The 20,902-nt window shown below is 63.0% G+C and carries 26 protein-coding genes; 12 read left to right on the top strand and 14 right to left on the bottom strand.

Annotation, left to right across the window (positions count from 1 at the left end; translation table 11 throughout):
* Positions 1-59: 59 nt before the first annotated feature.
* From BH682_RS16430 to BH682_RS37070, 7 genes are all read right to left on the bottom strand, one after another.
* Positions 60-1,442, bottom strand: coding sequence for a tripartite tricarboxylate transporter permease (locus tag BH682_RS16430; RefSeq protein WP_003941745.1), 1,383 nt, complete (start codon positions 1,440-1,442; stop codon positions 60-62).
* Positions 1,439-1,930 carry a hypothetical protein gene (locus BH682_RS16425; RefSeq protein WP_003941716.1) on the bottom strand — a complete coding sequence of 164 codons (492 nt, stop codon included), beginning with the start codon at positions 1,928-1,930 and terminating at the stop codon, positions 1,439-1,441. The genes BH682_RS16430 and BH682_RS16425 overlap by 4 nt, the downstream gene beginning before the upstream one ends.
* Before the next feature lie 76 nt (positions 1,931-2,006).
* Positions 2,007-2,975 (bottom strand): hydroxymethylglutaryl-CoA lyase, encoded by a 969-nt coding sequence (locus tag BH682_RS16420; RefSeq protein ID WP_080712772.1) that lies wholly within the window; start codon positions 2,973-2,975, stop codon positions 2,007-2,009.
* A gap of 5 nt (positions 2,976-2,980) precedes the next feature.
* On the bottom strand, positions 2,981-4,264 hold the full coding sequence (locus tag BH682_RS16415; protein ID WP_054827941.1) for a hydroxymethylglutaryl-CoA reductase, degradative: 1,284 nt from the start codon (positions 4,262-4,264) through the stop codon (positions 2,981-2,983).
* Positions 4,265-4,376: 112 nt separating this feature from the next.
* A complete protein-coding gene (locus tag BH682_RS16410; RefSeq protein WP_075835326.1) occupies positions 4,377-6,347 on the bottom strand; it encodes a helix-turn-helix domain-containing protein in 1,971 nt (656 codons plus the stop codon).
* A gap of 10 nt (positions 6,348-6,357) precedes the next feature.
* A complete protein-coding gene (locus tag BH682_RS16405) occupies positions 6,358-6,873 on the bottom strand; it encodes a tail fiber domain-containing protein (RefSeq protein WP_030537101.1) in 516 nt (171 codons plus the stop codon).
* Positions 6,857-6,985: a hypothetical protein gene (locus BH682_RS37070; protein ID WP_003941742.1), complete on the bottom strand. Its 129-nt coding sequence runs from the start codon at positions 6,983-6,985 to the stop codon at positions 6,857-6,859. The genes BH682_RS16405 and BH682_RS37070 overlap by 17 nt, the downstream gene beginning before the upstream one ends.
* Positions 6,986-7,273: 288 nt before the next feature.
* Between BH682_RS37070 and BH682_RS36380 the strand changes: the two genes are divergently transcribed.
* Positions 7,274-7,438, top strand: coding sequence for a hypothetical protein (locus tag BH682_RS36380; protein ID WP_180279628.1), 165 nt, complete (start codon positions 7,274-7,276; stop codon positions 7,436-7,438).
* Positions 7,439-7,443: 5 nt separating this feature from the next.
* Here BH682_RS36380 and BH682_RS16400 read toward each other — a convergent pair whose 3' ends face one another.
* The 3 genes from BH682_RS16400 to BH682_RS16390 all read right to left on the bottom strand — a co-directional run bounded on the left by BH682_RS16400 (position 7,444) and on the right by BH682_RS16390 (position 8,935).
* Positions 7,444-7,818: a VOC family protein gene (locus BH682_RS16400; protein WP_007733101.1), complete on the bottom strand. Its 375-nt coding sequence runs from the start codon at positions 7,816-7,818 to the stop codon at positions 7,444-7,446.
* A gap of 29 nt (positions 7,819-7,847) precedes the next feature.
* Positions 7,848-8,261, bottom strand: coding sequence for a VOC family protein (locus tag BH682_RS16395; protein WP_030537099.1), 414 nt, complete (start codon positions 8,259-8,261; stop codon positions 7,848-7,850).
* A gap of 101 nt (positions 8,262-8,362) precedes the next feature.
* Positions 8,363-8,935, bottom strand: coding sequence for a helix-turn-helix domain-containing protein (locus tag BH682_RS16390; RefSeq protein ID WP_030537098.1), 573 nt, complete (start codon positions 8,933-8,935; stop codon positions 8,363-8,365).
* Positions 8,936-8,999: 64 nt separating this feature from the next.
* Here BH682_RS16390 and BH682_RS16385 point away from each other — a divergent pair, with 64 nt between their 5' ends.
* Positions 9,000-9,725 (top strand): AzlC family ABC transporter permease, encoded by a 726-nt coding sequence (locus tag BH682_RS16385; RefSeq protein WP_075835324.1) that lies wholly within the window; start codon positions 9,000-9,002, stop codon positions 9,723-9,725.
* Complete coding sequence (locus BH682_RS16380) at positions 9,722-10,042, top strand: AzlD domain-containing protein (protein WP_075833410.1); 321 nt, start codon at positions 9,722-9,724, stop codon at positions 10,040-10,042. Before BH682_RS16385 ends, BH682_RS16380 begins: the two co-directional genes overlap by 4 nt.
* Here the strand turns inward: BH682_RS16380 and BH682_RS16375 are convergent.
* Positions 10,028-10,684, bottom strand: a complete 657-nt coding sequence (locus BH682_RS16375) for a TetR/AcrR family transcriptional regulator C-terminal domain-containing protein (RefSeq protein WP_065456606.1) — start codon at positions 10,682-10,684, stop codon at positions 10,028-10,030. The two genes, BH682_RS16380 and BH682_RS16375, sit on opposite strands and share 15 nt — an antisense overlap.
* Positions 10,685-10,859: 175 nt before the next feature.
* Between BH682_RS16375 and bioB the strand changes: the two genes are divergently transcribed.
* From bioB to BH682_RS16360, 3 genes are read left to right on the top strand one after another with little or no spacing between them, the layout of a single operon-like run.
* Positions 10,860-11,873, top strand: coding sequence for a biotin synthase BioB (gene bioB / locus BH682_RS16370; protein WP_024487821.1), 1,014 nt, complete (start codon positions 10,860-10,862; stop codon positions 11,871-11,873).
* Complete coding sequence (gene bsaP, locus BH682_RS16365) at positions 11,870-12,094, top strand: biotin synthase auxiliary protein BsaP (protein ID WP_003941741.1); 225 nt, start codon at positions 11,870-11,872, stop codon at positions 12,092-12,094. Before bioB ends, bsaP begins: the two co-directional genes overlap by 4 nt.
* 11 nt (positions 12,095-12,105) lie before the next feature.
* A complete protein-coding gene (locus BH682_RS16360; RefSeq protein WP_075833408.1) occupies positions 12,106-12,696 on the top strand; it encodes a DUF2567 domain-containing protein in 591 nt (196 codons plus the stop codon).
* 11 nt (positions 12,697-12,707) lie between these two features.
* On the opposite strand, the gene BH682_RS16355 is transcribed toward BH682_RS16360, so the two are convergent.
* On the bottom strand, positions 12,708-13,538 hold the full coding sequence (locus BH682_RS16355; protein WP_075833407.1) for an SDR family NAD(P)-dependent oxidoreductase: 831 nt from the start codon (positions 13,536-13,538) through the stop codon (positions 12,708-12,710).
* A gap of 83 nt (positions 13,539-13,621) precedes the next feature.
* On the opposite strand from BH682_RS16355, the gene BH682_RS16350 reads away from it, so the two are divergent.
* A complete protein-coding gene (locus tag BH682_RS16350) occupies positions 13,622-14,224 on the top strand; it encodes a TetR/AcrR family transcriptional regulator (RefSeq protein ID WP_007733070.1) in 603 nt (200 codons plus the stop codon).
* A gap of 109 nt (positions 14,225-14,333) precedes the next feature.
* Positions 14,334-14,666 carry a hypothetical protein gene (locus BH682_RS16345; RefSeq protein ID WP_003941794.1) on the top strand — a complete coding sequence of 111 codons (333 nt, stop codon included), beginning with the start codon at positions 14,334-14,336 and terminating at the stop codon, positions 14,664-14,666.
* Between the two features lie 14 nt (positions 14,667-14,680).
* Here the strand turns inward: BH682_RS16345 and BH682_RS16340 are convergent, their stop codons facing one another.
* Positions 14,681-15,409, bottom strand: coding sequence for an NUDIX hydrolase (locus tag BH682_RS16340; RefSeq protein WP_007733069.1), 729 nt, complete (start codon positions 15,407-15,409; stop codon positions 14,681-14,683).
* Positions 15,410-15,511: 102 nt separating this feature from the next.
* Here BH682_RS16340 and nadA point away from each other — a divergent pair, with 102 nt between their 5' ends.
* Genes nadA through nadC form a run of 3 tightly spaced genes read left to right on the top strand, consistent with a single transcriptional unit; the run spans position 15,512 to position 18,989 of the window.
* The gene (gene nadA, locus BH682_RS16335) at positions 15,512-16,549 is read left to right on the top strand and encodes a quinolinate synthase NadA (RefSeq protein WP_003941702.1); all 1,038 of its coding nucleotides are present in this window, start codon (positions 15,512-15,514) and stop codon (positions 16,547-16,549) included.
* The gene (locus BH682_RS16330; RefSeq protein WP_063316123.1) at positions 16,546-18,117 is read left to right on the top strand and encodes an L-aspartate oxidase; all 1,572 of its coding nucleotides are present in this window, start codon (positions 16,546-16,548) and stop codon (positions 18,115-18,117) included. The genes nadA and BH682_RS16330 overlap by 4 nt, the downstream gene beginning before the upstream one ends.
* On the top strand, positions 18,117-18,989 hold the full coding sequence (gene nadC, locus BH682_RS16325) for a carboxylating nicotinate-nucleotide diphosphorylase (protein ID WP_003941805.1): 873 nt from the start codon (positions 18,117-18,119) through the stop codon (positions 18,987-18,989). The genes BH682_RS16330 and nadC overlap by 1 nt, the downstream gene beginning before the upstream one ends.
* A gap of 6 nt (positions 18,990-18,995) precedes the next feature.
* Here nadC and BH682_RS16320 read toward each other — a convergent pair whose 3' ends face one another.
* Positions 18,996-19,904 carry a LysR substrate-binding domain-containing protein gene (locus BH682_RS16320; protein ID WP_075833405.1) on the bottom strand — a complete coding sequence of 303 codons (909 nt, stop codon included), beginning with the start codon at positions 19,902-19,904 and terminating at the stop codon, positions 18,996-18,998.
* A 71-nt stretch (positions 19,905-19,975) separates the two neighbouring features.
* On the opposite strand from BH682_RS16320, the gene BH682_RS16315 reads away from it, so the two are divergent.
* Positions 19,976-20,869, top strand: a complete 894-nt coding sequence (locus BH682_RS16315; RefSeq protein WP_075833403.1) for a dihydrodipicolinate synthase family protein — start codon at positions 19,976-19,978, stop codon at positions 20,867-20,869.
* Positions 20,870-20,902: the final 33 nt, after the last annotated feature.

Below are 20,902 nucleotides of genomic sequence, written 5' to 3'. Positions count from 1 at the left end.
AAATACGTGCGGACCCGCAGTTTGTTGCGGGTCCGCACGTGGTGGTGGAGTCGACCGATTCAGAACAGATTGATCAGGGCAGGAACACTGAACAGCGCTACGTAGTAACCCATGAACAGAACTCCGCCGTGAATCTTGAACAGGCGCCCGAGAAGACCACCGACCAGGCCGACCGTCACGGTGATCAGAAGCCCGAGGATGCCGCCCTCCCAGATGCTGATGACGACGACGAGTCCCGTGAACACCGCGATCACAGCTTCGTGACTGATGTGCTTGACCACCGCTGACGCAGCGCGGTACGCGTAGTTCATGGCAAACGGGTATGCGATGACCGTTGCCGTGACCACTGCGAGCAGTCCGTAGAGCAGGAACTCCCACTGCGTCAGGTACGTGGAGAGATTGTTGATCACTCCGGTTTCCTGATTGGTCTCGAACACCGGTGGAGCGTTGAACAGAGGGGCTGCGGGGCCTGCCGCGAGCGGGCTGAGCGGAAGGCCGAAAGCGACGAGTGGGATGAGGGTTTCCGCGATGTAGGTGGATTCCGTCGTACCGTTCTTCGCCGAGACCATTGTGGTCAGTCGGTGATAGCCGTTCTTGATCCGCGCACCTACCAGCTCACCCATCAGAACAGTCATGGCGACCGGGCTGAAGACGAAGGTTGCGCTCGACACCGTGGAAGCGGCGGCGGTGTAACCGATCTGCTTGCGATCGAGGACCTTCAGAGGATTGGGGAAGTATCCCTTCCATCCTTTGATGTCCGGGGCCAATGCAACGGTTTTGGGTTCACTGCGTTCCATGTCCTTACGGCTCGACGGGCCCAAGGTCAATGCGAGGTCCGCGATCAGCGGCCCGACTGCGATCGCAAGGAAGTAGCTGATGTTCAGCGACACATCGTAATTCGACGTCAACGCGCGGGCGCCGAGGATCAAGATGACGAAGGGAACGAGGGCGACAACCCCGGCCCAGCGGCCTGGTGAGGCGTAGGCGATGCCGATGGCGGCGACCAGGAACAGCCACGGTGCTATCGACTGAACGGTGTCCGCGAACGGCGCGAGGATGGTCGCGAACAAAACGGCAACCGGCACAGCGACGAACGCCGAGATCACTGCTCCCGAGATCGCCTTGCGGAGTGCGATGTGCGGGATGCCGAGTGAGCGCATCATCTGCGCTTCCGGCAAGAGTGGAATCGCCATCGTGTCGCCGGGAATGCCCAGCAGCATCGTCGGCACCGCGTGCGTCATGTGTTTGGCGATCGCACCCGAGAGGAAGAACGTGAAGACCGCCGCCGGGGGAGCGCCGAGCAGAATCACGAGCAGAGTCAGCGGTGCGATCGTGGCGGTCTCGTCCGTGCCGGAGATCAATCCGATGAACGTGAACGCGACCGCACCGATGATGCCGAAGAGAACGGCAATCAGAATTTCGTTGGTCAGAACCGAACTCATGCGCGCCCACCGTCCTTCGGTGTGTTCGAGACCCGTGCGTGCTCGGCCTCGGCAGCGGCGAAGTGGTCGTACAGACCCAGCTCGCGAAGTTCCTGTCGGCTCTGCTCCGGAATGTCGGCGAGAGTGCCCAGACCCTGGCGCTGTTCACTCATCGTCGTGATGACACCGTCGATCGACTCCGCGTCGGCGGCGGCCAAGGCGACTATCCGCTTCGGCTTGATGAAGATTCCGCAGACCACGCCGGCGAGCAGGCAGGCCGCGATGCCGACCAGAAGGCTGTACGCCTGGGCCAACGACGGTTCGCTGACGACCCGTTCGAACAGTGCCTGGGCCGCGAGAAGGGCCGAGGCGCCGACGACACTGCCGACTGCAACGGAGATCGCGAGGTGTCGACCGTTGACGGTGTCACCCCAGACTTCGAGGTATGTCTGCTGCTCGGTCGGCTCGGTTGTGGTGGTCGGCGTCGTTGCCGGCTGCGGTGGTGACATCAGTCTTCTCCAGTGTCATGCATGGCGGGGTCGTACAGGGAGGGGCTTGCGAGATGAGGGGCTTGCGTTGCGGGTGTCAGGTGCGTGCTGCGCGGAGGGCGGTGACAACTCGGGACGGGCTCGAGTGGCCGATCTGTTCGGCCATCCAGCTGCTTGTATCGGTGAGCGAATCCAGGTCGATGCCGGTGTCGATCCCGAGGCCGTGGAGCATCCACACCAGATCCTCGGTGGCGAGATTTCCGGTCGCGCCCTTGGCATACGGGCACCGTCCGAGACCACCTGCGGAACTGTCGAATTCGGATACCCCAGCGGTCAACGACGCATAGACGTTCGACAGCGCCTGGCCGTAGGTGTCGTGAAAGTGCATGGCGATCTGCGATGTGGGGATGCCACGTTCTCGGAGGGCGCCGAGCAAAGCGAGCACATGGCCAGGTGTGCCGACGCCGATGGTGTCGCCGAGTGAGAGTGACGTGACACCGCTGTCGATCAGGGTCTTTGCGATGTCGGCGACACGCTCGACGGGCACGGAGCCTTCCCAGGGGTCGCCGAAGCACATGGAGATGTAGCCGCGGACGGGAAGTCCCAGGGCTCGGGCGGCCGTAGTGACCTCGGCAGCCGCGGCGATCGCGCCGTCCACCGTGGAATTGAGGTTGCGTTTCGCGAATTCCTTTGTGGCGCTGACGAATACTGCAACCTCGCTCGCTCCGGCGGCGACGGCCCGCTCGAGACCCTTGCGGTTCGGGACAAGAACGACCGTACGTACCGAGTCCGGCAGGTGCAGCCGACCCATCAATTCTTCCGCGTCCGCAAGTTGCGGGATCCATCGAGGTGAGACGAAACTCGTCAATTCGACAGTGCGGGAGCCGGCCGCGACCAGGCGTTCGATGAACTGGGCTTTCGTCTCGGTCGGGATCACCGCTGTTTCCGCTTGAAGTCCGTCGCGTGGCCCGACTTCGTAGATCCGGACCGAGGTCGGCAGTCCCGGTGCCGGCACTCGATGAGGCGCCGGCTTCCACACCGGTGATCCTGCAACTGTTTCGGTCATTGTCGTCAGTTTCCGCCGCGGATCTCGGCGAGAACCTTCTCGGCATGCTCGACGCGAATGCTCTTGTCCGCGATCAGGCGTGCCACCACGGCGTCGATCTCGCTCTTCTGCGCTCCGGCGGTGGCAGCGATGTTGCGGGCGTGCAGCCCCATGTGTCCGCGCTGGACACCCTCACTGGCCAGAACGCGGACAGCAGCCAGGTTCTGCGCCAGGCCGACTGCCAGAATGATGCCGGCGAGTTCTTCGGCGCTCTCGACGCCGAGCATCTTGATTGCGGCCTGCGCTACCGGGTGCACCTTGGTGGCGCCGCCGACGAGGCCGACCGGCATGGGTAGCTCGAGGGTGCCGACGATGTTGCCGTCGGCATTCTTCTCGAAATGCGAGAGTGAGGAGTAGATTCCGTCGGCGTTGACTGCATGGGAATGGCACCCGGCTTCGACTGCGCGCGTGTCGTTTCCGGTTGCCAACACCACGGCGCTGATGCCGTTCATGATGCCCTTGTTGTGTGTCGCGGCGCGGTAGGGATCCAGCTCTGCCAAGCGTGCGGCATGGATCAGGTTGTCCACAACCTCTGCGCCGCCGATCAATTCGGCGTCGAACACGGCACGAACGCGCGTCAGCCGCAGATCTGCCTTGTTGGTGAGAATGCGAAGAACGACGTGCCCGCCGCCGATCTCGGCTACTCGATCCGCGATTGCCTCTGCCATCGTGTTGACTGCGTTGGCGCCCATCGCATCTCGTACGTCGACATGAAGGTGGAGGACGACGTAGGCGGCCTTGTCCGAAGAAACGATGCGTACCGAAACGTCCTTCACGCCACCGCCGACGCTGACCAGTTTCGGGTCCTGTTCGTTGGCGAGTGCAATGATTTCTTCACGTGCCTCGAGGAGTCGGATACGGGCGGCTGCCGGATCCACGACGTCGACGAGTTGTATCTGGGCCTGCATGATCGGCGGGGTACTCGAGACGTGAAAGCCGCCGAGTCCGCGTGCGATGCGAGCAGCGTTGCTTGCGGCTGCGACCACCGACGGCTCCTCGGTGGCGAGCGGGATCAGGTAGTCCGTGCCGTTGATCGTGAAGTTGGTGGCCACGCCGACCGGGATGCCGATGACGCCGAGGACGTTCTCGACCATGCGATCGGCCTGGTCGATGGTGAGGCCGTCGGCGGCGTCGTAGACCGCGATGTCTGCCTCGGTCAGGTCGGTCTGGCGGACGATCTCGGCGCGTCGTGCGGCGACGTCGTAGGACCGGAAATCGGCGATGCGGCTGTTGATGGACCGGTTGTTCATAGACACGTGGGGTCGTCCTCCTGAAGTGGTTCTGTGCTCCGCTTCACAGTAGGGAGGTCGATGCTTGCCAGGCCACGTGCTCACGACACATCGATCGGTCGAAATTGTAGTGTCATGCACCATCGGCGCTGTCGGTGATGCCGCTTCCGGCCTCTTCGGTTCCCACGTCCCGAAGTTCGTCGAGCCTCGTCGCCATGGACACCCGGAAAAAGTTCTCGTCTTCCCGCCACGATTGACCGAGGAGCGTACGGATGCGGTCGAGACGCTGAACGACGGTGTTGGGGTGATAGTTGAGTGCGCGGGCAGCCTTGGTCGGGCTCCCGTCGTTGCGTACCAGGGCACGAAGGGTCGCGGTGAGATCGGTGTCCTTGTCGCGGTCGTACGCGAGTACCGGGCCGATTACTTCGTCGATGAACTGATGAAGTGATTCCGGATTTTCGCCGAACAGAACGGTGTACGGCAGATATGACGCCGTCGTGACCGCGCCGTCGGTCTTGCCCAATGCCGTGAGTAGGCGGGCCGTGCGCAGCGCCGAGGTGAAGCGCGCCGGGAGCTCTTCGGGGCGTTCCGTCGTCGCCGGCGCAATGACTACTGCGTGCGGTCCTACCGAACCGGTGATCTGACGGTGAATGACCGTCGCCGCGGCTGCCGGGTTTCCCGAGCGCGAGACCACCGCGATCAATCCGGCATGCTGCGCCGCCAACCCCGCTACCGGCAGAGACTGCCCGATTGCGCGGAGCGCGGCGGTGCGGAGTTCCGGAGCGACCGACACCACGAGGACGGTGTCCAGTTCGCCGAGGGAGATGCCGAGGTTTCGGGTCCTACGTTCGAGATCGCGCCTGCGCTCGGGCGCAGTGCTCAGCAAGTCGGCGACCAGTTCGTCACGTGCACGCCGGTCCGCTGCCGCCGCCGCCGAGTGTTGCAACACGAGGATGGCAGTGACCTGAGCTGCCCGTTCCACGGTCCGGAGTTCGACGGGGCCGATCGGCGCGTCCGAATGATTCAGCAAGATGGCCCCGAGGAACGATTCTCCGGCGGTTACGGCGCTGACGAGTTGGATCACGGTCTCACTGTCGGCGACGAACGTGCATCGGCCGCTTCGGCGACTCTGGTCGATGGCCTCGGACACGGCGGGAGGAAGAGACATCGGCACCGTCGTGATCTGCTCGCCAGAGGATTTCACGAGTGGGCGTAGCTCACTGTCGACGACGACGGTGCTGCGCTCGAGAGAGCTGCTGAGAGTTCGTGCAACCTGGGCGTATCCGCCGCCGCGGAGAACGGCGTGGATCAGATCCTGGTGGACGATGTTCGATTTGTCCCGCGCGGACACGTGTTCGCGCAGCTCGTCGAGTGCTCGCCCGGTCTCGGCAGCGGATTCCTCGGCGCGGTCGAGTGCCCGCGCGGTTTGCAGGACCACCGAGGCGTGATCAGCCAGCGCCGAGAGCAGGGCGATCTGATCTGCGGTAAAACGCCGTTCCCGGCGGTCGGCGGCAAACAGGACTCCGAGGATCTGGCCGTCGGAGAGCATCGGCACGCCGAGAATCGCCACCAGACCCTCGGCGACGATCGCGGCATCGACCACTTCGTCATGGCGCGACTGCGTGTAGTCGCTGTAGTTCTGAACCCATTGGGCTGCTCGAGATTCGGCAATCGCGCTGACCAGTCCCGCGCCGGCAGGAACTTGCAGATGCTGGAGTTCCGGCGAGACCGCGCCGGCCGTCTTTCGAACATTCAGGTCACGAGTGATCACGTCGAACTCGGACAGGTACGTGACGTCGGTGCCCATGATGTCGTGTGCGCGGTTGACCAGCCTCTGCAGCAGTGTGTCCACGTCGCGAACCTGCGCGAGCTCACGTGCACTCGAATAGAGAACCGCCAATTCGTTCTCGCGACGGCGAAGTCGCCGAAATTCCGACCGACTGGCCCGGATGCGGGCCGCGGTCTCCGCGACCTCCGTTGCGCCAAAGCCGAATTCGGCAAGTACCTGTTCGACATGTTCGTCGCCGACTGCATCGGACGTCACGTCGAACAGCGCGGCAATCACGTTGGGCGCTGAGTCGGAGTCTGAATCAGGGGCGGTCACACCGAACAAACTACAGACCGGTGGATCCACCGAATTCGTCGAGCGGTGTGGATATGTGATTGTTGTTTGTTTCCAATGCATTCCGAGTCGTGCTCGTGTCTCCCGTTTCCCGTCTCAGTCTGTTCACGTCCTTCTCGAGCGCGCTGACTTCTGTCTCGAGGGCACTGATTTTGCGGTTCAACGCTTGGATGCTCGCCATGCAGACGCCGTTCGCGTCGACGGCGGAGATCCGGCGGGCGTTGGATCCCAAGCCGAAAATCGCCGCAAAGTCTTGCGCCATCGGACCCAGGTGACGGACCGACTTGTGGTCGAATCCGTAACTCCACGTACTTATTCGGAGTGCCGTCAACCGGTCGAGCACGTCCTGCGCGCTCGTCGGAACATCTACGCCGGTATGCACGCCACGTCGATGCGCGGCCCGTGCGAACACCCACTGCGCGGGGTGTCGCATCGCGGCGTTCACCCGAATACCGACCCGAGTGCCCAAAAATTCAGTGCGCTCGCCCTCGTCAGGCGGTGAGTTCACGTCGTGCGGTTTTGACGGTCTTGTCGCTCAGCAGAATTCCCGCTCCTGCGCCGAGCAGTCCGAGGCCGATTCCGACAGCGGCGCTGCCGAGGCCCAAAGCAATTCCCAACATGATTCCTCCAAAAATTGTGCGGTGAATTGAGGGGCCAGGTGTCCGACGAAAGTGCTGCCGACCTGCTCCGCGCTCATCTTTCACATTGCTCCGCCGTGCGGGCGATGACAACCCGTCTGGACCGAATTTCTCGTGGAAAACACAGGCGTGCAACACTGGGTGAAGAACTGCTGAGTCATCGGCGTCTTGTCGGCGCCGTACGGGCGGCAGTAATTGAGTAGCCATCGACCGATCTCTAACGCAGGTTTATCTGCGCGCGGCAACGATGACCAGGCAAAAGGGTGGCATGTGAACGAATCGAGCAGTGGCTTGTTTTCCGACCTCAGCGCGTCGGAGCCCGTTGTCGACGCAAAAAGCGCCGAGCAACTGGCTGCCGAGCGTGAAACTGCGGCAGCAGAACGCTCCAACACCGACACCGCTGAACAGCGGCAGTCGCGGCTGTTCAGCGGTTAAGCGCGTCAGGACTCCTTGATCACCGACAGAACATTGCCGGCGGGATCGGTGAACCACGCGATGTCGGGGCCGTTGCCACGCATGATGCCTCGCTCATCCTGGGGGAATCCGTCGTATTTGAGAAACTCCACGCCACGTGCGGTCAGTTGGTCGACGGTTGTGTCGATGTCGTCGACGACGAAGTTGAGAATTGTGTAGGTCGCCGCTTCGTGATTCGGCTTCGGATAAACGAGGATCTCGGTTCCGCCGGCAAGATGTAGGCGAATCAGTCCCATGTCTCCGTCGGTTACCTTCAACCCGAGTGTTTCGCCGTAGAACTTCTTTGCAGAGTCGATGTCTGTCACCGAAAATCCGCTGAATGCTTTCGTGTCTGTAAGCATGACTATCTCCGTTCCCAGCGGTTGCCGGACTAGGTGGTTTGGGAATCCGTCATTCCGGATTCCATCTCGGCCCTGGCTTCCTCGCTGAACTCGATGATCTGAACGTAGTTTCCGTCGGGGTCGATCGCAGTGGCGAACAAACTGCCCCCGCGGTCTTCGAGTGGAGCGTGCCATTTTCCGCCGAGCGCATCGATGCGCTGTGCGATCGACCGGGCGTCGTCGGTTTCGACGTTGAGGAACATGCGACCCGGCTGGGGGTTGGTCTCGCCGACGTCGTCGCGTCTGTCGAGCATCACGTAGAAACCGTTGAAGTCGAGCACGTCGTAGCCGGGTTCGCCGGGAGTCCGGTCGACCTTCGGGGCGAACGCCTCGGCGTACCAGTCGCGCAAGCGTTCGGGGTCGGTGCTCGAGAGCAAAATGCTGCTGATGCTGGATCCGGACATGGGTCCTCCTGCTGTCGGTCGTTACTGTCTTCGGCAATCGAGGCTCTGGCCACATCACCTCCCAGATACAGACTTCCCGCAGCGGCGAAACTCATCGCGGCTCAGGTGTGTTCCGACACCAAGATCGCTGTCGTCCCGGGCTCGAGCGCCCGAAAGATGTGCTCCTCGTCGCCGGGATAAGCAAGATAATCGCCCGGTCCGAGTTCGATCGGATTTGCAGTGGGCCCGACCTCCGCCCGTCCGGTGCCGATCACGACGTGTTCGGTGGTGCCGCGTGCATGCGGAGTCGAAATACGCGGCTCGCCCGGTTCGGCGACTATCCGATACAGATCGCGTCGTGCGTTCGGTGGGCTCGGCGCCAAGAGTGTCGCGATGTACGACGCGTTTGCCGACGCAATCGCGGGACCTTCTCCGGCTCGAATCAACTGAACGGTCTGTGCCTGAGAGTCGACGAGTTGTGAGAACGGCACGCCCAATGCGTTTCCGAGTGCCCACAGAGTTTCGAGGCTCGGATTTCCGAGTCCGGATTCGAGTTGGGAGAGTGTGGACTTGGCGATATCGGCGCGCCGGGCGACCTCCGAAAGGCTCAAGCCTGCTCGGGCACGTTCGCGTTTGAGTGCGACGGCGACCAGTTTCTGAGGAGTCTCCGCTGTATCCGTTTCATTACTGGGCATCGTTCGATTCTCCGATCGATCGTTCTACTTGACGAACGGTGTCACTTCGTTCAACATAGAATACATGCGTTCTTTATGGCGAACAGTTGATCGAGACACGGTTCGGGTGAGCGTGCTGATCTGTCTCTCCGTGGCCATCGTCGGTGTGTCCTACGGTGTGTCCTACGGTGTGACGGCGGGATCGGCTGGATTCTCGTTGTGGCAGCTTTTGGCGTTGGCTGTACTCGTTCTGGGAGCGTCTTCGGAGTTCTTGTTCATCGGAATCATCGCGGCCGGAGGCGGCGCCGTCGCTGCAGTTGTAGCCGGCTTGCTGATCAACTCCCGAAACTTCGCCTACGGATTGGCAGCGGGATCTTTTCTCGGCGAGGCTCGCCACACGGATTCAGGCTGGCGCAGGGGCTCGGGCTGGCGCAAGTTGGTCGGCGCGCACCTGGTCAACGACGAAAGCGTCGCGGTTGCCATGGCGCAGGGCTCGGTGAAGCAGAAGCGTGCGGCCTTCTGGTTCTGTGGGATCGGGATCGCGGTGTCGTGGCCGATCGGAGCTCTCCTGGGCGGGCTGCTCGGCAGAGTCGTCCGAGACCCCGGCGCGTTGGGATTGGATGCCGCGTTTCCGGTTGTCATTCTGGCCCTTGTCTTGCCTGCGCTGAAGGAAAAGGTGACGCTGCTTGCCGCCCTGATCGGTGCAGCAGTCGCGGTGGCCACGTCGCCGTTCCTGCCGTCGGGTACCGCTCCGCTCGTTGCGCTGCTGAGTATCGCGGTGACGATACCGTTCCGGGAGAAGGTTCGATGAATACCGCGTCGGTCTGGATCGGTATCGTCGTGTTCGCTTGCGGTTCTTACGCTTTGCGGGCAAGTGGCGTTCTGCTCCGCGCTCGGGTGAAGCTTTCGGTTTTTGCCGAGAAAACCCTCGATCGTGCTGTCGTGGTCCTGCTGCTCGCAGTGGTTGTGACATCGACGGTCTTCACCAGGCATGACGTTGCGGGGCCGGCGCGGATGCTCGGCGTGGTGGCCGGAGGCATCTGCGCCTGGTTCAAGGCGCCGTTGGTGGTCGTGGTGATTGTCGCGGCCGGCACTACTGCAGTACTCCGACTGTCAGGAGTGTCGTAGAGCCGATTCGGTGCGCGTTGAATGTGTGGTCGAATTCAGGCGAGTGCGGATGCCGTCGATGAACAGGTCCAGGCCGAACTGGAAGCGCACTGTCGGATCGCCGTCGAGGAGGTCCTCGTCGGAACCGCCGCCGATCACCTCGGGGGAGTCGGGGGAAATGGGCGCTCGGGTCAGTGCCCCCATTTCTTCCATCTGCGCTCGGGACTGCTCGTCCACGGTATGGCCGAGTACGTAATACAGCAGGGCGTACGCCGCGAGTTGGGCGTGCTCGCGTGAGAGACCGGATTCTTGCCCGGCTTGTACGAAATGCTCGCGCACCTTGCTGTTCGTCATCCGCGAGGCGAAGGTGGCGCTGACCAACTCGGCGCCGTCGCGGTGCGCCAGTAGGGCAGACCGAAGTCTGTGTGCCAGTTCGGAATACGCTTCTTGCCACGTGTCTGCGTCGACGGGGGCGTCGAGGTCTTCGAGGATCTTGTCGACGACCGCGCCCAGCAAGGTCTGTTTGTTCGGGAAGTGCCAGTAGAGGGCGCCGGGTTGGACACCTAGTGAGGTTGCGAGCCTGCGCATCGTGAGGTCGGCAAGTCCGAACTCGTCGAGTATCGCCATGGCGCCGTCCAGCACGTCGCCCCGTCGCAACTGCACTTGTTGTTCCCCTCGTTTCGTCCCGCTGTGGACCGCTCGCAATCGGATGTCGATCGGATGTCGATCGGACCCGCCTTTGACAGTATTCCACCACGTCTCTAACGTGAACACCGTTCAACTTGTACGGTGTTCAATTTTGTTGGTTTCGAAGGAGACGTCTGTGACCCCGCCCCCGATTAGCACGGCCCCTGCGACGGTCGACATCCTCGACCAGGCGCGCGAGCAAGTTCTCGAAAGAGGAGTTGGCCTGACCGAAAGCCAGGTGCTCGACGTACTCCGACTCGACGACGACAGGCTCGAAGACCTGCTGGCTCTCGCCCACGATGTGCGTATGAAGTGGTGTGGACCGGAGGTCGAGGTCGAGGGCATCATCAGCCTGAAGACGGGCGGCTGCCCTGAGGACTGCCATTTCTGCTCGCAGTCCGGACTCTTCCAGTCGCCGGTTCGCGCGGCGTGGTTGGACATCCCGAGCTTGGTGGAAGCTGCCAAGCAGACTGCGAAGTCGGGCGCTACCGAGTTCTGCATCGTGGCCGCCGTCCGCGGACCCGACGCCCGGTTGCTCGCTCAGGTTGCCGCAGGCATCGAGGCGATCCGCAACGAGGTCGACATCCAGATCGCCTGCTCGCTCGGCATGCTCACCCAGGAGCAGGTCGACCAACTGGCCGCCATGGGTGTGCACCGGTACAACCACAACTTGGAAACTTCGAAGTCGCATTTCCCGAACGTCGTGACCACGCACTCGTGGGAAGAGCGGTGGAACACGCTTCGGATGGTTCGTGAAGCAGGCATGGAAGTGTGCTGCGGCGGAATCCTCGGCATGGGTGAATCGCTGGAGCAGCGCGCAGAATTCGCGGCCAACCTGGCTGAACTGGAGCCGGACGAGGTCCCGCTCAACTTCCTCAACCCGCGTCCGGGTACGCCGTTCGGTGATCTGGACGTGCTGCCCGCCAGCGAGGCGCTCAAGTCCGTGGCCGCTTTCCGTCTCGCGCTGCCTCGCACGATCTTGCGCTTCGCAGGTGGACGCGAGATCACTCTCGGCGACCTGGGTGCCAAGCAGGGCATCCTCGGCGGAATCAACGCCGTGATCGTCGGCAACTATCTGACGACCCTCGGACGTCCCGCCGAGAAGGATCTGGATTTGTTGGTGGATCTGCAGATGCCGATCAAAGCACTGAACGACACTCTGTGAGCACTCCGGTGACCGAGGAGCGGTACAACCCGTTCACCGGGCGTCGGATCGTCGACGGCGTCGACGATCCGACGCCGACTGCGGCGTCGATGGGGCTCGAGCCTCCTCGCTTCTGCGAGCAGTGCGGGCGCCGCATGATCGTTCAGGTCAGCCCTGACGGATGGTGGGCGAAATGCTCCCGACACGGTGTCGTCGACTCGATCGACGTCGCCCGCAGGTAGCGTCACTCTGTGTGATCTCTCTTCGGCAGATTCGTCTGCGCACCGCGATCGTGATCGCCGCAACCATTGCGGGCGTGAGCGTGCTCGTCGGTGTGCTGTGGGCGTTCTTGGCTCCGGCCGAGCACCTGTTGGTGGTGTCCGAGGGGCGCGGCGTCGCGTTGACGGGTGAGAGCCTTCATCAGTTCGACGCGAGCGCCGTGTTCATCTGGCTGGCACTGATCGTCGGTGTGCTGTCGGCGGTGGCGGCCTGGTTGGCACGCCTGAGTCGAGGTCCTTATGCCCTGGGCGGGTTGATAGTCGGTTCAGTGGCAGGTACCGGACTGATGGCACTCGTGGGTTCGGGCGTGACAAAACTGCGTTTCCCCACGGCCGACAATCCGGCGGTCGGGGAGGTCATTGCGCGGGCCCCGAACGTCGGAACTTTGCTCGTGCTTCTGTTTCAGCCGCTCGCGGCGTGCGTCGTGACATTGGTTCTTGCAGTGCTCAATCCGTACGACGACCTCGGGGTGGGGGACCACCCGGAATCCGGGGATCCGGAATCTGGGGATCCGGCCACCGACACCGAACAGGCCGAAGTCGAGAGCCAGCCGAAACTTCCGTAACTGTTGCGTCGCTACGCCGGCGAGGTCGACGAGCGCTTGGTTTCGGTTTTCATTCGCACGTCACCCAACAGTCGCCCGGAAATCAGCGCGCCCAACCGGCGGGTTGCGAAGCGAGTGCTGATCGAGGACACCCAGTTCGGCAGTCCCGATACAACGGTCGGCGGCGCGTAGCGTCGATCCAGTGCTCGGAAAGCGGTGTCCACCACCTGAGTTGCCGTCTGCATTCGCCCGACCGCCGCGTCTTCGGAGCCGACTACGTCGAAGAACTCGGTGCGCGTCGGACCGGGGCACACCGCCAATACAGTCAATCCGCTGCCGCGAGCTTCGGCCCAGAGTGCTTCGGTGAAGTTGAGTACGAACGCCTTGGACGCGCCGTAGACGGCCATGCCCGGTGTCGGCTGGAACGACGCTGTGCTGGCGATGTTGACCAGTGCTCCGCGGCCGGTGAGAAGGTCGGGCAGGAATGTGTGTGTCAGCTCGACCAGCGTGGCGATGTTGAGTTGAATTTCGGACGTGACGCGCTCGAGATCTTCGTCCACGAATGCCCCATGTGTTCCGAATCCGGCGTTGTTGATCAGCGAGTCGACGGTGATGCCACGGTTTGTCAGCTCCTGGTGCAGCGATGCACCGACGCCGGGTGCGGCCAGGTCGGCGGGCAGGACTGTCACGATGATGCCGTGGACGCCACGGAGTTCGGTGGCGAGTGCCTCGAGGCGGTCGGCCCGCCTGGCGACCAGAACCAGGTTTGCGCCGCGAGCGGCAAAGCGATGAGCGAATTCCACTCCGAGCCCAGCGCTGGCTCCGGTGATGAGGACGGTGGTTCCGGCTACGTCGATGGCCATGGTGGCTCCTTCGGTTCGGGTGATCCCAAATGTAGGCACTGACACCATAGTTGTCAATGACAACATTTTGATATGGTGCCACCATGCCCGCCCACGAACAGCCGTATCATCACGGCAGCCTGCGACAGGAACTCCTGGCGTCGGCCGAAGCAACACTCGAACGAGATGGCGTCGACAAGTTGTCGCTGAGGCAACTCGCGCGTGAGGCGGGCGTGAGCCATGCGGCTCCGGGCAAGCACTTTCGTGATCGCCAGGCTTTGCTCGATGCCTTGGCCGAAAGTGGATTCCATCGGATGACCGGTGCGCTCGAGCGGGCAGTCGCGGATGCTCCACCGACCGCGAGGGCGCGGTTCTCCTCGCTCGCCAATGCCTACGTGGATTTTGCGCTGGAGCATCCGGGCCTGCTCTCTCTGATGTACAGCAACAAGCATGCGCCGGGCGCCGCCGAAACTGTCGTCAACGCGGGGCACGCGACGATGGACCTGACCGTCCGGCTCGTGTCGGAAGCTCAGGCCGCAGGTGACATTGCCGCCGGTGATCCGGAAAGCATTGCGCTGGTTGCCTTTGCGACGTTCCACGGCGTCGCGACGCTTGCTGCGGGCGGAATGTTGGGCGACGTGCCGGTGGGCGAGGTCGTGAACGCGGCCTCGACGGTCTTCTGGGCGGGCCTTTCCAGGGCTGTCTGAGGTGGGGCGCGCAATTCCCCAGAGTTCTCACAGAACCAGCACAAGGGAAGCACAAGATTGCGGACTTACATAGGAGTCAAGAAGTTTGATTCCGAGTGGAGGTTCGGCAATGAGTGTTTCAGAGATCGCCCCCAACAGGGGAGTTGTACTTGTCACGGACATCGGATTCGAGCACGGTGCGCGCACGGCCGCCGAGTTTCTCGACGCTGGTTGGAGCGTGGCAGTCACGGCGCGGACGGTCACCGAATTGGTTCGCGTCATGGCGGGAAAACCTGCCCATCGCTTCTTTGCGATTGTCGCCGATCCGACGGATCGTTGGCAGGCCGATCGGATTCTCGATCGGGTGACTACTCGGTTCGGTGTAATCAACCGGGTCATCGATCCGGCCGGCGCCGTGACCTCGGTGTGGTTGCAGCGCGGAAGTCTCGAAGCTGTTGCCTGACAGTGCGATCGGTGTCAGCTTGGCGGCCGTAGTGCGGCGAATTCGTCGGTGACCCGCAAGGTGGAGTCGGTGAAACGGTACAGGGCGGGTGGACGTCCACCCGACTTGCCGGACGGTGCGGTGTTGCCGGTGGGAGTCAGAACGCCTCGACGCCCCAGTACGCGTTGCAAGTTGGTGGCATCGACCTGGTAACCGAGGGCAGCGCAGTAGATTTCGCGCAGTGTCGACATCGCGAACTCTTCCGGGGCCAGCCCGAATGCGATGTTGGTGTACGAGAGTTTCGCGGCAAGTCGATTGCGCGCGTGCCGTACGACGGTTCCGTGGTCGAACGACATCTCCGGCAACTTCGAAACGGGGTGCCAGGCCGTGTCCGGTGGCAGTTGTGGGTCGGCGCTGAGGGGAACGAGTCCGAGGAAGGTCGACGCGATGCGGCGCGGACCCGGCACGCGCTGTGGATCACTGAAGACGGAGAGCTGTTCGAGGTGGGCGACCTTTCTTAGGTCGACCTTCTCGGCGAGGAGTCGTCGAGCGGAGGTCGTCAGGTCCTCGTCGTCGCGCAAAGTGCCCCCGGGCAGGGACCACGTGCCCTTCTGTGGGTTGAGTGCACGCTGCCACAGCAGCACGGCCAACTCTTCACGCCCTTGCGGGCAGTGATCGCCGTCACCTGCGGCGATGCTTGCGGGGAAGGTGCGAACTTGGAACACCGCTGCAAGCACTTCGTGGGTGGTGTTACTATTGGGCACGTTTTCGATCCTAAGTCGAAAACCTCGAATACGGAAATCCGGGCCAGCCCGTCCGGATTTGAACTGGGTGACGAGCCCGGGTTCACGGTGAAGGAGAACGCCATGACGACCACGACGTTATGGGAGGGATCGGCCTCGCAGATTCACGACGGCCCCGGCGGATACAACGGAGTCGAAGCGACCCCCGAGTGGGCCGCTGAGATCAAACGTCTGGCTCGCGAACGCGGCGCGACGATTCTTGCGCACAACTACCAGCTGCCTGCGATTCAGGACGTCGCCGATCATGTCGGTGACTCCCTGGCGCTGTCGCGAATCGCTGCCGAGGCGCCCGAGGACACGATTGTCTTCTGCGGTGTGCACTTCATGGCCGAGACCGCGAAGATCCTGTCGCCGTCCAAGACCGTGCTGATCCCGGACGAGAGAGCCGGCTGCTCTCTGGCCGACTCGATCAATGCCGAGCAGCTTCGTGAGTGGAAGGCCGACAACCCGAACGCGCTGGTGGTGTCGTACGTGAACACAACCGCAGAGGTGAAGGGTCTCACCGACATCTGCTGCACCTCGTCCAATGCCGTCGACGTGGTCAACTCGATCGATCCCGACCGCGAGGTTCTGTTCCTGCCGGACCAGTTCCTGGGAGCTCACGTCAAGCGCGTGACGGGCCGTACCAACATGCAGATCTGGGCCGGTGAGTGCCACGTGCACGCCGGCATCAACGGTGACGAGCTAACGGCCAAGTCCAAGTCGCACCCAGACGCCGAGCTGTTCGTGCACCCTGAATGTGGTTGCGCTACTTCGGCTCTGTACCTAGCCGGTGAAGGCGCGGTCCCCGCGGACAAGGTCAAGATTCTCTCCACCGGCGGAATGCTCGACGCTGCCCGCGTCACCAAGAGCAAGCAGGTTCTGGTCGCGACCGAGATCGGGATGCTGCACCAGTTGCGCAAGGCAGCGCCCGACGTCGATTTCCAGGCCGTCAACGACCGCGCGTCGTGCCCGTACATGAAGATGATCACGCCTGCCGCGTTGCTTCGCTGCCTTCTCGAGGGCAAGGACGAGGTCCACGTCGATCTCGAGATGGCCAAGCGTGCACAGAAGTCGGTGCAGCGCATGATCGAGATCGGTAATCCGGGCGGCGGCGAGTGACCAGCCCTGCCGGGCGTTTCGCCTGGGAGGCTCATGCCGACCTGGTCGTCGTGGGAGGCGGTGTCGCGGGCCTCACCGCTGCGCGCACCGCTTCTCTGCGGGGACTGAAAGTACTCACGGTCAGCAAGGGCGGTCCGACGGACACCGCGACTCAGTACGCGCAGGGCGGCATCGCGGTCGTCGACGATCTGAATACGGATTCCGTCGAGTCGCACGTTTCGGATACGTGTGAGGCCGGCGTCGGTTTGTGCGACGAGGAAGCCGTCTATTCCATCGTCGAAGCTGGTCACGACGCTGTTGCTGCGCTGGCCGCGTTGGGAGCGGTCTTCGATCGCGGGCGAGACGGCGAGGTGTCGCGCACCCGCGAGGGTGGGCACAGCACGCGTCGGATCATCCATGCCGGCGGCGACGCCACTGGCGCGGAAGTGCAGCGGGCTCTCAATGCTGCCGGGCTCCCCGTTCTGTTCGGTGCAGCGGCAGTCCAGGTGGTGACCAACCGGCGTGGGGTGTGCGGACTCATCGTCTCCTCGCCGGAAGGCCTCGGAGTGATCCATGCGCCCGCGGTGCTGCTCGCTACCGGCGGACTCGGTCAGCTGTATGCCTGCAGCACAAATCCGCCCGGAGCGACTGCCGACGGAATCGCGTTGGCACTCGAAGCCGGTGCGGCGATTGCGGACCTGGAGTTCGTTCAGTTCCATCCGACGGTGCTCTTCACTCCGGGCGGGGTAGGCCGCCGACCCCTGATCAGTGAGGCGGTCCGCGGCGAGGGCGCGATTCTTGTCGACACCAGCGGTGATTCGGTCACCGCAGGTGTTCATCCGCTGGGTGATCTCGCCCCGCGTGACGTGGTCTCGAGGGCAATCGCAGCACGCCTACGCGATCTCGGCACTGATCACGTCTATCTCGACGCTCGCAAGCTCGACGGTTTCGATTCGAGATTCCCGACCATCACGGCGTCCTGCCTCGAAGCGGGCATCGATCCACGCACCCAATTAATTCCGGTCGCTCCGGCCGCGCACTATTCGTGCGGCGGAGTCGCCACCGACGTCCATGGACGAACGGGAGTGCCTGGTCTCTACGCAGCAGGCGAAGTGGCTCGCACGGGATTGCACGGCGCGAATCGTCTTGCGTCCAACAGCCTTCTCGAGGGTTTGGTAGTCGGGGAGCGTGCAGGAATCGCAGCTGCCGAGCGTCGCGAGGTTCATGCCGAAGTGGTCAACGTGGTGCGCAAGCCGATGCCGATCCTGCCGCGAGAGACCGTGCAGTCCGTCATGACGGCACACGCGTCGGTGGTTCGCGACGGAGGCGGTCTCCAGATTGCGCGAGCCGCGCTTGCCGACGCCGAACAGACAGTGGCGGTGGCTGCTCCGGACCTCGAAGACGCGGCGCTCACGTTGACCGCGACTGCATTGGTCGACGTGGCCGTGGCGCGAACCGAGAGCCGTGGCTGCCATACCCGCACCGACTATCCTGAAACAGATCCGAATCAGCGTCGCAGCACTCGGATCAAGATGGGTGCCGATGGAGCGCTCGAAATACCCGACATGTTGTTGACAGGAGTTCATTGATGACCGAGCAGAAGATCCTGCCCGCGCCGCTCGACCGTGACGAGCTGCTCACATTGGTCAGGCTCGCTCTGGACGAGGATCTGCGCTATGGCCCCGACATCACTTCTACCGCAACGGTTCCCGCCGATGCGGTCGCGAAGGCGTCGGTCGTCTCACGCTCCTCGGGTACTGTCGCCGGCATCGACGTCGGACTGCTTGTTCTCGACGAGGTGATCGGCGCGGGTAACTACGAGGTCGTTGATCGGGTGGCCGACGGAACTCGGGTTGCGCCAGGTCAATCGGTGCTCACTGTTGTCGCGCCCACCCGCGGACTTCTCACGGCAGAGCGCACGATGCTCAACCTCGTCTGCCATCTCTCGGGAATCGCCACGGCGACATCACAGTGGGTCGACGCCATTGCCGGCACTCATGCCAAAGTGCGGGACAGCCGAAAGACGCTGCCCGGACTGCGTTCTCTGCAGAAATATGCAGTCCACGTGGGCGGAGGCGTCAACCACCGTATGGGATTGGGCGACGCGGCGTTGATCAAGGACAACCATGTTGCTGCTGCCGGTTCGGTGGTCGCAGCACTTCGTGCGGTCCGTGAGCTCGCCCCGGACATCGAGTGCGAAGTTGAGGTCGACAACCTCACTCAGCTCGATCAGGTGCTGGCGGAGAACGTGGAACTTGTTCTGCTGGACAACTTCCCGCTGTGGCAGACGCAGATCGCGGTCCAGCGCCGAGACGCTGTTGCTCCAGAAACCAAACTCGAGTCATCCGGTGGTCTCACCATCGACGTTGCCGCAGAGTACGCCCGAACCGGCGTCGACTACCTCGCTGTCGGTGCCTTGACGCACTCGGTGACGGTCCTCGACCTCGGGCTCGACATGTAGGTGTCGCTATTGCTCGGCGTCCAGCAGTTGCGGGACGGCCGAGCGAAGCGCGTTTGTCACGGTTGCGACCGCCGGGTGAGCGTCGGAGCCCGCTCGGTGTGCAATCTTGGTCCTTCGTCGAATGGGCATCGGCGTCAGGCGCACACCTAGCGGCGGATGGATTGCTCCGAGTTCAGGAACCAGCGAAACACCCTGTCCCGCAGCGACGAGGGCGAGAACGGTGGCGAACTCGTCGATGTGGTGTCGCACTTTCGGGGTGAATCCAGCTGCCTGGCATGCGCGAATAGTCATTGCATGACAAGCAGTTCCGGGAATTGCGGTAATCCAGGGACGTTCTACGCAGTCGGTCAGTGATGCGACAGCGTCGTGGGGATCTGACTCGATGTCACTCGAAGCGAGGTACACGGCTTCGCTGCACAGCGGCAATGTCGTCAGGCCCGGTTCGGTGGGGCGAGGGACGAAGTCGTAGTCGTGAATCAATGCCAAGTCCAGAGTCCCAGCTCGTAGGTCGTCGGCGACGTCCGCCGGGTCGATCTCCGAAACCATCGGTTCCAACCCGGGATGCTCGCGAGACAGGGTGATCAATGCCGCCGGGAGGATCGCCCGTGCCGCGGTCGGGAACGTTCCGATGCGCAGCGGCCCCGCCAGTCCACGACGTGCGTCGACCAATTCACCTGACGCCTGCTCCAGGCGTTGCAGGATGGCTTCGGCATGACGTGCGAGGTTCTCACCGGCGGGTGTGAGTCGGACGCGACGGCCTGTTCGTTCCAGCAGCGGCACGCCGGCTTCACGTTCGAGGACGGCCAACTGCTGCGACACCGCGGAGGGACTGAACGACAGCGCCTCGGCAACGGCAACGATGGTTCCGCGCAGCGCTAGTTCGCGCAAGAGCTTCAGTCGGCGAACATCGAGCATCAGCTCAGCTTACGCTCGACGATGGAAATGCGAACTAGACCTACAAGGTTTGTTCGGTGAGGCTGAGTTCTATGACTACGACTCGAGTTGACCTGGCCGGAATCCATGTTCCACTGATCACGCCCTTCGAGAGCGACGGTCGTATTGCAACCGATGCACTCGAACAGCTTGCGCACCAGGTCCTCTCCGAGGGTGCGGTCGGACTCGTTGCGCTGGGGACTACAGCGGAAGCCGCAACACTCACCGAACAGGAGAGAGTGACCGTTCTGGATATCTGTGCGAATGTGTGCCGTGCGAGAGGTGCGACGTTGATCGTCGGCGCGGGCAGTAACGACACGGCGGGCAGTGCGCAGGCGCTCGGGAGGCTGGCTCGGTGGCCTGAGGTCTCGGCGGCGTTGGTGCCGGTTCCCTTCTTCACGAGGCCGTCGAAAGCCGGTGTGGTGGCGCATTTCGCGCATCTGCAGTCGTCGAGCCCAGTGCCGCTGATCGTCTATCACGTGCCGTACCGGACTGCGTGCGATCTGGACAGCGGCACTTTGCAGGAGGTGGTTACTTTGCCCGGGGTTGTTGGTGTGAAGTATGCCGCGGGCGGTATCGACGCAGCTGCCGTCGAACTCTTCGCGGATCTTCCGGGCGACTTCGCCGTACTGGCGGGGGATGATCTATTTCTCGCGCCTCTTCTGGCCTTGGGTGCGGCCGGTGGCATCTTGGCGTCCGCTCATGTGTCGACCGCTGAGTTCGTCCGCTTGGTAAAAGCTTGGGACAGTGGCGATGTGGACGGCGCCCGTGACCTCGGGCGGAGTTTGTCGAAGCTGTCCGGAGCTCTGTTTTCCGAACCGAACCCTACTGTGATCAAGGGCGTATTGCATGCGTTGGGACAGATTCCGACTCCCCATGTGCGACTGCCGTTGCTACCTGCGGGTGACGAATCGGTAGCGCGGGCGCTCGAGGTCTACCACTCTTGACTCGAGCGCATGTTCGAGTATCCTTTGGGGAGG

This window comes from Rhodococcus sp. YL-1 (genome assembly GCF_001942025.1).
GTDB lineage: Bacteria > Actinomycetota > Actinomycetes > Mycobacteriales > Mycobacteriaceae > Rhodococcus_F > Rhodococcus_F qingshengii.
This window is presented reverse-complemented; position numbering and strand designations above follow the sequence as displayed.

Coding starts and splice junctions, on each gene's coding strand:
- BH682_RS16420 (WP_080712772.1), bottom strand. CDS start 2,975: ATGACCGAAACAGTTGCAGGATCACCGGTGTGGAAGCCGGCGCCTCAT.
- BH682_RS16430 (WP_003941745.1), bottom strand. CDS start 1,442: ATGAGTTCGGTTCTGACCAACGAAATTCTGATTGCCGTTCTCTTCGGC.
- BH682_RS37070 (WP_003941742.1), bottom strand. CDS start 6,985: ATGTTGGGAATTGCTTTGGGCCTCGGCAGCGCCGCTGTCGGAATCGGC.
- BH682_RS16380 (WP_075833410.1), top strand. CDS start 9,722: ATGAATACCGCGTCGGTCTGGATCGGTATCGTCGTGTTCGCTTGCGGT.
- BH682_RS16415 (WP_054827941.1), bottom strand. CDS start 4,264: ATGAACAACCGGTCCATCAACAGCCGCATCGCCGATTTCCGGTCCTAC.
- BH682_RS16395 (WP_030537099.1), bottom strand. CDS start 8,261: ATGTCCGGATCCAGCATCAGCAGCATTTTGCTCTCGAGCACCGACCCC.
- BH682_RS16385 (WP_075835324.1), top strand. CDS start 9,000: ATGCGTTCTTTATGGCGAACAGTTGATCGAGACACGGTTCGGGTGAGC.
- BH682_RS16425 (WP_003941716.1), bottom strand. CDS start 1,930: ATGTCACCACCGCAGCCGGCAACGACGCCGACCACCACAACCGAGCCG.
- BH682_RS16315 (WP_075833403.1), top strand. CDS start 19,976: ATGACTACGACTCGAGTTGACCTGGCCGGAATCCATGTTCCACTGATC.
- BH682_RS16345 (WP_003941794.1), top strand. CDS start 14,334: ATGAGTGTTTCAGAGATCGCCCCCAACAGGGGAGTTGTACTTGTCACG.
- nadC (WP_003941805.1), top strand. CDS start 18,117: ATGACCGAGCAGAAGATCCTGCCCGCGCCGCTCGACCGTGACGAGCTG.
- BH682_RS16390 (WP_030537098.1), bottom strand. CDS start 8,935: ATGCCCAGTAATGAAACGGATACAGCGGAGACTCCTCAGAAACTGGTC.
- BH682_RS16320 (WP_075833405.1), bottom strand. CDS start 19,904: ATGCTCGATGTTCGCCGACTGAAGCTCTTGCGCGAACTAGCGCTGCGC.
- BH682_RS16350 (WP_007733070.1), top strand. CDS start 13,622: ATGCCCGCCCACGAACAGCCGTATCATCACGGCAGCCTGCGACAGGAA.
- BH682_RS16355 (WP_075833407.1), bottom strand. CDS start 13,538: ATGGCCATCGACGTAGCCGGAACCACCGTCCTCATCACCGGAGCCAGC.
- nadA (WP_003941702.1), top strand. CDS start 15,512: ATGACGACCACGACGTTATGGGAGGGATCGGCCTCGCAGATTCACGAC.
- BH682_RS16400 (WP_007733101.1), bottom strand. CDS start 7,818: ATGCTTACAGACACGAAAGCATTCAGCGGATTTTCGGTGACAGACATC.